We start from the raw sequence: 10,132 nt of genomic DNA on the forward strand, positions 1-10,132 counted from the left end.
CTGTCGAGTGGAAAAACCTCTTAGAAGTCATTCTAAGACCACGATGAAGCAGGAAATAAACACTAAGATTATCGCTGTCCAGATGTGTCTAGACTTTGGTAATTTTGGGTAAGTTTTATAGAACGGAGAATTTGTTTCCCAATTACCAATTACCCATTACCAATTACCAATTACCCATTACCAGATATTTATTCAAAAATCGCCTTCTCTATTTCCTTTACAGCTTGCTCAAAATCATCATTGATAATTTTTATATCAAATTCGTTAGCAGCGGCAATTTCCTCTTCAGCACGTTGCAGACGACGAGAAATAGCATCTTCCGCGTCTTGTCCGCGCCCGCGTATCCGCTTTTCTAATTCTGTAAATGAAGGTGGTAAAATAAAAATACTGAGAGCACTAGGAAAAGTATGACGAATTTGTCTTGCTCCTGCTAACTCAATTTCTAGCACCACCAACTTACCAGCTTGAACGTGATTCAGCACAGCCTCACGGGGCGTACCATAAAAGTTACCAGCAAATTCTGCCCATTCTAAAAATTCGCCTTGAGTAACTAACTGTTCAAACTGACTCCGACTAATAAAGTGATAGTTTTTACCATTGATTTCTCCCGGACGGGGAGAACGAGTCGTTGCAGATACTGAATAATGCAATTCTGGATAACGCCGGAGAATTTCATTCATTAATGTACCTTTACCGACTCCACTCGGACCGGTTAAAACAATTAGTTTGCCCAGAGGCAGACATTCCTTCGTATTTGCACCATTATGGGTAGGTAAGACTTGCATTATCCGTGAAAAGAGTGAATTAATAAATACAAATGATTCCTTAGTCTTGTGTTAGCGACTAAAATAACTAATACCATTTTGAACTTGGGACTTGAGATGGTTAAATACCTATGGTATAAGCTTTTGCGCCAGTATTTCTCATCCTCACTCTTTAAAATAGCATCAAGACTAAAGAATTTGTAGCACTGGTGACAGAAATCCAGTCTAATTCATATCCTACAGCCGATATGGTACAAATAGAATTGGGTTGATAATTATGCCGATGATTAATTATCTACAACATGATGATCACGAGAAATGACAAACCGATTGGCTACTGTTTCTGGCTGAATCGCGGAGAGAATAACATGACTAGAATCAGTAATAATCACTGCCCTAGTCCGTCTTCCATAGGTAGCATCAACTAATTGACCTCTATCCCTAGCGTCGGTAATAATCCGTTTAATGGGAGCAGATTCTGGACTAACGATGGCAACGACTCTGTTGGCAGAGACGATATTACCAAAACCGATATTGATTAATTGAATTTCCATAAAAAAGATTTCAGCTAAACGAAAAATGAAAAGCTTGTAGTAAACTTATTCCCATGTTATCGCTAAAGAATGGTAGTTACAACGATTTAAACCACGTTAGCCAGAGTTTTTTCATAATTAATGCTTTTTTTAGCTGTATTATCCGCTAAATCTCCTAAAAATATTCCCTATGATATATGCAGAATTGTAGGGACAGAACCTATGCACCCCACATTCAGCAGGTGTTCTAAGATAAAAAATCATATCGGAGACAGAATAAGTAATTGGACAAAAATATTTACAGTCATTGCGAGGGAAGGGAAGCAATCACAACCCTGGGAATTGCCTCATTTAACTTCGTTCCATATGGCTAACGCCACGCTGCGCTAACGCAATGACATTGTGTAATTAATTCTGTCTCACTACTTAACCTGCCATTAAAAATACTTTGAGTATATTTACTTATGCTAAATGTGGGTAAAAACCCTGAAGTAAGATATTTATAGGGTATTTGTTGAATTTACATTTCGTTACATATATTCGTTAGACATCTCCGAGAATTAAATGTGCGTGACTTGAAACCCTTGTAGAGACGTTCCATGGAACGTCTCTACAATATTTTTCGGAGATGTCTATTGTTTAACGCCAACTTATTTATTTTTTATTTGGAAGTCTTTAATGCTTGCCATTTTTGTTGTAATTGCTGGTAGTTGGGAGTATGTCCACCATAACGCCAACTCACATAAGCATGACAGATTTCATCTATCACCTCAGCTATTTCTGGGGAATGGTGTTGGTATGCAAGCTGGGCATATTCTAGGGGTGTTTGACTAGGATGCTTACCTAAACCCTTGTTGGCAGTCCGTTGTAGCATTTGTTGGTACAGTCTTTCCATAGGCGGTAATTTCTTTAACCAACGCAAGTTAAGCCACTTCCGCCATTGTCCCCAACCCAGCCAAGCGAAGAAAGCGGCGATTGTCCCCAGGATTAAGCCGGTTAATATTCCTAACCAACCTTTAGTAAATAAACTGAAGAACCAAGCTACCCCTTGGAACAACCAGCTAAATATCGTCCCAAACACAGTATTTAAAATAGCTGTAATTGGTGAAGGTAACCAACCAGCTATCCAATTCCAAAATTGACGCAGCACACTAAAAGTTTGATCTTCTTCGATAGAAGGGGGAATCAAAGGATGTCCAGGAATTGGATCAAAGGTAAACCAGCCATACTTGGGGAAATAAACTTCTGTCATCGCATAGGCATCTGTATTACGGACAACATACATCCCCGTAAACGGATTAAATTCTCCTGGGGCGAATCCCGCCACTAGCCGTGATGGAATACCTACAGAACGTAGCATAATCGTTAATACAGTGGAAAAATGGTCGGGATAACCACCTTTATTTTTGAATAAAAAGCTTTCTACTAAATCATCCTTTTCATCCAAATAAGGCAAGTCCAAGGGATTGGTGGGTAGGGTGTAATTTTGTTTGACATACTGGGCTAAATAAAGAGCTTTTTCGTAAGCCGAATCTAGGCTTTTAGTTCCTGGAGAACGGGAAACCCGTTGTTGATCATAACTAGCCAATGCTTCTTCAGTTTGTTTTCGGACTTTATCGGCAATTTTTGGCGGGATTTGCAGATAATACTGTTTAATATTAGTTGGGTATTTAGTTGAGGCTTTAACCAATAAAGAGCGATCGCGGTAAGGAACATCTGAAACAACTGTATATGTTAGCCCTTCTGACAACTGCACTGGCGCACGTAAACCATCTTCCTGATCAATGGCTATGGCTGGAGTGGGAAAATACAAACCTTTGGGATAGGACATCGCTGGAATCAGGTTAGGCAATTCCGACACCAAATTGTAAGTTTGCACCACCTCTTTGGTGAGAGTCGTGAATGGTGGAGGATCAATAGAAATGCGGGCAGTCCAAGGTGATTGTCTGAGAGTGGTAACTTGATCATTACGGGAAATATTCCAACCTTTGCCTGTGTAATTGTCAAAGGCTAGAACGCGCCAAAAACCTTCAGCTTGCGATCGCACCCGCATCACCACCTTGGGTTTCATCTCTCCCCGCAGATTTTGGTTCATCTCGCTATTAAAACCGTAATAAAAATTATTATCTAATTTTCCTGGTTCACCAGCCTTTCCTGAGCCTCTACCACTATCATTACCACTACCTTGACCATTACCCTTACCTTCACGGACATAACCGGGATTAATAATACTCCTGCCTGTAAAATTATCTGGGACTTTCAGCGGCGCACTTACAGGAAAAGACCTCAGTTGATAACCAGGAAACCGAGGCAAAATAGCAAAAATCCCCAGTCCCAAAGCCAGAATCACCAAAAAATTTAAAATTAGAACCTTAAAATTGAAATTAGGATTATTCTTTTTGGCAGATTTTTCCGAAGTTGATGGCTTGAACCCTAGACGAGAACGGTAATCCAGAACTAAAGTGGGGAGAGCGATCGCCAAAAACAACAGCAACACAGGCGCAAAAGCCATAGTTTGGCTCAAAGTCGCCGCCACACCCACCAAAATCAACCCAATCACAATCGAATAGCCCAAATCCTTCCGCCGAGGCGTATCAAAGCTATGTAATACTTGCAATTGAATCAGTAACTCCGCCAAACTTAACCGAGTATCATTCCAATTACCAATAAACCGTCCAAAAAAAGCCCCCAAAGCCAACAACATTCCAATCGCAATACAAAACTGGATTGGAATATTGGAACTACGGCGACGGTAATAACTCCACCAGGTTCCAGCCATAGTCAGTGGAACAGTCCATAAACTAAATTGAGTCTCACCAGCAATATCCGTAGCCACAATCCCCAAAATTACCAGTACCATCACTAGCACTCGCAAAGGAATCGAATCTTCCACTTCTTTGACTAGGGATTTTCCTCTAGTTGGTTGCCACTGATTACCTAACGGTAAACGCCAAAACCGATTAATCCTAGATAAATTAAACATTTTCAAATAAGCAAAGCTATGATGTAGACGCTGCGGATACCATACTAGGCAGAAAACTATCATCTCGTTTTCAACTTCCCCCCTATCCTAGCTTCAGACTCCCTGAGAGTACAAGTATCCCGCTCATAGCTAAGGTAATTAGATACGCCCTTAATATTGAATTGATCTTGTTGATTGCAAAGAGAACTAAGTTTCAAAACCAGGAAATTAAACAAGATTATGATCCATTCGTTGCCATTGCTCCCATCTAACTCCTAGATAGGCAATAAGTAGGTGAAAACAATAAAACCAAACTGTGTAAAGAAACGTAAAATCGCTGAAAACTTCTTTACTCTTGCCTCTTGCCTTGCTATAACGATAATTTTCAACGCCAACCTACTTATTACCTTAGATTTTCACCTGAATAGCCAGCAACAAAGGCTGTTGATCTAATTCAGGGAACTCCACTGCCAAAGTATAAATTGGCTGATTTCTATCAATTTGTAACTCTATAACTGGTATTTCTGAAGTCTCAGATTTCACAAATTCTTGAGTATCATTACCCTGGAGTTGTAAAATCCCCGGCGTAGGTAATTCACCCTGAACCGTCAACTTCATGAATTCACCTAAATTCCGTAATTCTACTCGAATACTCAAAGTCCCCACCGTAGTGAGCCATTGTTTCTCTACCAGTGGCTGAGTCAATGAAATTGGCAAAGTTAAATTTTCCAACAACTGCTTGGCTGCCATTAAAGACAAAGCCATTTGTTGACGTGGCAATAAATCAAAATAATCGCTCTCAACATCAGCCGTCGCTGTCAAAGTATCAGCAGAACGATAAGAGCTTCTCAGGACTAACCCAGCCAAATCATTAATAGCTTGAGCATCTGTAGGGAACATACTTTCTACCACCTGAACTAACTTAGCTCCCAGAGGTAAAGAAGATGTCAATAACACCTGACATTTTTCCAGCAATTGCCAAAAAACTTTTTCAGGCAAATGAATAGGCAAATTTAGCTTAGATTGGTGGACAGTCCACCCCCAAACAGGAACTAAACCCAGAGATTGTTCTTCTACACAGTCGGGATACTCCATTGATTGTGTTTCCCAGGGGAACAACGGCGGGTTTTTTTCTACTTGGTCTTGTAACCGACGCTTAAGAATAGCTTGAAAACGTTCTTGCACAGTAGGAATTTCTCCCAATTGAAAGGTTTGGGGCTTTTCTTATCAATTTGAGTTCACCAATAATTTGGCTACCATCTTGAAATGAATATCTACCCCGTCAATTTCCTCACATTATAACAAGCTATACCCGTAAGTGTTGAAGTTATGATTTTTCAATACCCAAGCAAGTTGATCATTTTGTGAAGATTCACAAGTCACCATTCATGGGTAGATGCACTAGATCCGGACACTAAAGAATTCCGAATTTCCCAAGCTTGTTCTAAAATCTTAAACCAACGTTTCTGTAATTGTGCCATTGACAAGCCTAATATCTTAGATATTTGCTCGTCAGGTTTTCCTTGCTGCTTCAAATCTAAGATAGACTTTTGTTTATCATCTAGTTGTGCCAGATAAGTTTCCCATTGAATCGGAGTTAAACCCAAATTAGTGGGTAAAGAAACTTCCAACCACTCATGAACCAATTCCCAACGATGTAAAAGAGCAAACCGAATTAAATGATATTTAAACCGTTGCTGTAAGTAATCACGCTGCCGAGATGTTAAACCTAAAATTGACTCAATCTCTGGTGCTGATAAATCTTGAAGACGCAAAGCAAAGTAATCAACACAGTCAGATTGTTCTTTTTCTTCTAAATAATCTATTAATTCAGTAATCACAACGGAACGCAGGGTATCTTCTTCTGGTTCGGGCTGCATAGCCATAGCCGAGCGCAACTGATGGATAGCTGGTTCTTCCCAAGAACCGTCAAACTCACCACTACCACCCTCTGATGCCTGTTCTATATCTACACTTGTTTCTAAAGGCTGTTGCTTGGAAAAAGTTTGCGCTCGCAAAATAATTAGCTGTTGTTGCCTTCCGGGGAGTGGAATCCGACGTTTACCATATCGTTCGGTAAATGCCATGTATTCTCCCAATTCTAAAAGAGTCTGGGGGCGATAGGTCGGAGCTAATTGGTTTTCCCTTCTAAAAGCATTTAAAGCCTCCAAATAAAAACTCTGGAGAAAATCTTCAATGATAGTCAACCGCCCTTGATAGCTTAATTGCTTGTGAGGGGGATTAATATAACGATAAACAATAGCACTCAGTGTGCTGTGTAATTCTACCCTTCCACGACTTGAACCTAACTGATAGTATCGAATACACTGTTGTAACCGATGTTTAGCTAGGCTCATGGCTGAACTTTCTACAGACCCGGAATTTTGAATGCGTTTACTTTCATTGCAAATCCGCAGAACTTCGTTAGTAATTCTCACCGACACATCGTGACAATTTTGCTCCGAAGCCTTAGTTGACTGTTGAAGTTCCCTAAATAGGAATTGAAAGATGACCTCCACGCTGATAGAAATTTTCCCCTGATTAGTTGCGATTGCTGTTGAATTCATAGTCCCAGTTCTCAAAAAGACCCTAACATACTTTGGACACGACTTGTTAGACTTTGGATAATAGTTTCATGGTTTTTGTGTACAAGTCAAACGCAAACCAATTTACAGTGAGGATATGTGGCATAAGCAGATTGAACTTGTGAATCCCAATTTGTGGGATATTTTCTTGCTCATGTTTTAGCCATTATCCAAAAGTCATTTACAAATCATGATGGATTTAGAAGCACAAATTCAATTGCTGATAGACAATGCACCCCAGGATGGCGTGACACCACAGATTATGGTATCAATCGCCCCTGTATTAGTCGCCATTGCCCAAAAGTTAAACCACTACCAATACTTTATTCTCCAAAATTCTGAGCAAGATTGGGTTTTAACTACATTGAGCAATCGCGCAAATCCAGGAATAGAAAAGCAAGTTATTTACGCTTTCCCTACCATACAAGATATTTCCCTAATCTCAGATGCTGGGCGTGACCCTCACTTGCTGCCAACCCTCATGGATGTTACTCAAATTTTATTCCAATTGGTAGCTCTGAAACCAGTACACAGCATAGTTTTTATAGAAACACCGGGAAATTCAACCAATACTGTAGAAGTGCGGCGTTCTGAGCTAGAAAAGCTGATCCAGCAACAATTACAGCAATTTAAAGCCCAAAAAACAGTTCCTCCCAATATTGCCTAACTAAATTTGGGATTTAGGAAATTTAATATCCACAACCCCAAATCTTAAATCGCCCTAACTTTTGCTTAGTAGTTGTAGGGTGCGTCAGACTGTATAAATCCTGCAAATAAACAGATTGTTGATATCTGACGCACCCTACCAATGTTCCAGTTGCGTAAGTCCTGCTTAAATCGCCCTAACTTTTTTTTAGTAGAGCCGACTTAGTACATAGTCGGTCAAATTCATCAGTGCTTCACGTGATGCTGATGGTTCTAAAACACCAATAGACTCGGTGGCTAACGTAGCATGGTGAGCAGCTAATTCTCTCGCTCTTTGGATACCTCTACTATCATGGACTAGTGCCAGTGCTTGCTCTAAATCCCCTTCCTGGGCAAACTCTCGTTCAATCAGGACTTCTAAGTAGGGTTTTTCTTCTAAAGCAAATAAAACTGGTGCTGTCAGGTTGCCACTTTTGAGGTCAGAACCCGCTGGTTTACCCAGGGTGTCTGTTGAACTGGTGAAATCAAGAATATCATCTACTATTTGAAAGGAAAGACCTAGATGGCGACCATAACTGTACAAGTGTTCGGCAGTTTCTAGGGATGTTTCACTAATTAATCCAGCAGCCTTAGAACTGTTGGCAATTAATGAGGCTGTTTTGTAATAGCTTTTTTGCAGGTACGTTTCTGTAGAAAGACTAGCATCAAAACGATTTAACCCTTGTTGGATTTCTCCAGCGGCTAAGTCCATAATTACTTCAGAAAGCAGTTTAACAACATCCAAATTATTTAGATTTGCTAAATACCAAGACGATTGTGCAAAGAGAAAATCCCCTGCAAGCACAGCAATGCGATTACCAAACAAACTATGTACAGTCGGTACACCACGACGAACATTTGATTCATCTACTACATCATCATGGACTAGACTGGCTGTGTGAATCATTTCTGTAATTTCTGCCAGTCGTCGGTGACGCGGGGTAATATCTTCTTCGAGCATGGTTGCCCGCGATATAAGTAGCACTATTGCAGGTCTGATTCGCTTCCCCCCAGCACCGAATAAATGTTCGGCTGCGGCATAGAGAATGGGGTGGCGATTTCCAACTAGCTGTTTAAGGTTATCTGCTAGTATTTGCAGGTCTGCTTCCACAGGGGTAAACAGGGAGGTGGCTGGGGTCATGGATGGGCGGACTCTGACTTAGGTTACGAAAGTTTACATATTCTTTAATTTTAAGATAACCCAGTGTCAGCGCAAAGTTTTCCTTCAGCAAGATGATTTTTAATATCTATTGCGTTATTCACACATTAGATTATGAATGTGTTATAATCGGAGGCTATCTTAGGGTTAAATAGTTCTTGCTAAATTTGTTAATTAATAAATTGCGTAGTAACAAAAACTTTGATGTCAATAAAATAACACACATTGACAGTAACTTCAAGTTGACGGTTAGCAATAAAAAATTTTTGAATTTAGTCCAGAAATTAGCTTCAAATTCAGGTTGGCTGTGTTAGGCTAATACCTAGAGATATTAAGTTTTTCAGATTATTCACTTCCAGCGTAAAACCATCGTTCAGTGATTTTACGTGATAGTGTTGTGAGTATAAAATAACTCGTCGCCAAAGAGAAAATAGGAATAATCCCTAAATTCTAGGCAATAACCATGCCTTTTGAGTTGAATTGTGCTTTTCCAGTTATGGAACTAACTCAACGTATTCAGCGCACGTTGAGTCGTAGCGTACATTTATTTAAATTGGTGTGAGGTCAATAACACAGGCTGGGTAGACTGCTGATAAGCGCGGTTGGAGTTTGCTGCCGAGCAAATTTGCTGCTGTCGGATGTATAGCCTGGGAAAGTTGATATTAAAGAAAATAAATTGATTGACCAGAGAAAATTAGTTTTCGCCTGGAATGTTTTCTATAGCTAACTACATTTATCAAGGTGTGCTTGATTAATTGAGTTCTGCTGGCTCTGTATGCAATTTTATATTCCCTAGTAATTAAAGATGGTGGAACAATGATTTACAGAAATATGCCTATGATGATATTTACTTTAGCTGCTGGCTATTTGTTTAGTGTATATTTGTTATTGGCTTTAGCAAAGCGAGCAAGCAAAAGAAATATTTCTCAAAGCGGATCTGATTCTGGACAGGATAAATATAAGCAGCAACGGGAATTAACTACAAATGTAACTCAAGCTGTCAATAGTCAATGAAAGCAACTTGTAGGGAGCAGTACCGCAAGGCGGAAGTCAGAAGTCAGAAGTCAGAAGTCAGAAGTCAGAAGTCAAAACGAAGACAGCATAGGCTTTTTGACGATTTAGAATGGGTTGTTTGTTTACTCCGTGTTGTAGTAGGGGTTCTTTTTAGGAACTACGGTCAGAAACGGTAAGTTCTACCGAGATTGTCTGTGGAGCGGGCAAACAAGATTGGAAGTCATTCTAAGACCGTGATGAAGCAGGAAATAAACACTAAGATTATCGCCGTCCAGATGTGTCTAGACTTTGGTAATTTTGGGTAAGTTTTATAGAACGGAAAGAGGAGATAAATATCTTTGCTTGCTTCTGACTAGTGGTCTGTCAAATTTATTTTGACGGGTAATGATCAGAAAAAACTTCTGTTCTTCCCTCCCCTACCCCCCTACCTC

General features: G+C 40.0%; 8 protein-coding genes. 2 read left to right on the forward strand and 6 right to left on the reverse strand.

Going from position 1 to position 10,132, the window contains the following annotated elements:
- Positions 1–188: 188 nt before the first annotated feature.
- The 5 genes from gmk to hetZ all read right to left on the reverse strand — a co-directional run bounded on the left by gmk (position 189) and on the right by hetZ (position 6,826).
- Positions 189–785, reverse strand: a complete 597-nt coding sequence (gene gmk / locus IQ228_RS13210; protein ID WP_193963070.1) for a guanylate kinase — start codon at positions 783–785, stop codon at positions 189–191.
- Positions 786–1,051: 266 nt separating this feature from the next.
- A complete protein-coding gene (remA, locus tag IQ228_RS13215; protein WP_015080662.1) occupies positions 1,052–1,318 on the reverse strand; it encodes an extracellular matrix/biofilm regulator RemA in 267 nt (88 codons plus the stop codon).
- 640 nt (positions 1,319–1,958) lie between these two features.
- Positions 1,959–4,280, reverse strand: coding sequence for a DUF3488 and DUF4129 domain-containing transglutaminase family protein (locus IQ228_RS13220; protein ID WP_027402286.1), 2,322 nt, complete (start codon positions 4,278–4,280; stop codon positions 1,959–1,961).
- 387 nt (positions 4,281–4,667) lie between these two features.
- Complete coding sequence (locus IQ228_RS13225; protein WP_236630516.1) at positions 4,668–5,444, reverse strand: PatU; 777 nt, start codon at positions 5,442–5,444, stop codon at positions 4,668–4,670.
- Between the two features lie 194 nt (positions 5,445–5,638).
- Positions 5,639–6,826, reverse strand: coding sequence for a heterocyst differentiation protein HetZ (hetZ, locus tag IQ228_RS13230; RefSeq protein WP_193963077.1), 1,188 nt, complete (start codon positions 6,824–6,826; stop codon positions 5,639–5,641).
- A 211-nt stretch (positions 6,827–7,037) separates the two neighbouring features.
- On the opposite strand from hetZ, the gene IQ228_RS13235 reads away from it, so the two are divergent.
- Positions 7,038–7,511: a hypothetical protein gene (locus IQ228_RS13235; RefSeq protein WP_193963080.1), complete on the forward strand. Its 474-nt coding sequence runs from the start codon at positions 7,038–7,040 to the stop codon at positions 7,509–7,511.
- Between the two features lie 186 nt (positions 7,512–7,697).
- Here the strand turns inward: IQ228_RS13235 and sds are convergent, their stop codons facing one another.
- A complete protein-coding gene (sds, locus tag IQ228_RS13240; RefSeq protein ID WP_027402282.1) occupies positions 7,698–8,669 on the reverse strand; it encodes a solanesyl diphosphate synthase in 972 nt (323 codons plus the stop codon).
- A gap of 834 nt (positions 8,670–9,503) precedes the next feature.
- Between sds and IQ228_RS13245 the strand changes: the two genes are divergently transcribed.
- A complete protein-coding gene (locus IQ228_RS13245; RefSeq protein WP_027402281.1) occupies positions 9,504–9,701 on the forward strand; it encodes a hypothetical protein in 198 nt (65 codons plus the stop codon).
- Positions 9,702–10,132 lie beyond the last annotated feature (431 nt).

Origin of the sequence: Dolichospermum sp. LEGE 00246, assembly GCF_015207865.1 — a bacterium.
GTDB lineage: Bacteria > Cyanobacteriota > Cyanobacteriia > Cyanobacteriales > Nostocaceae > Dolichospermum > Dolichospermum heterosporum.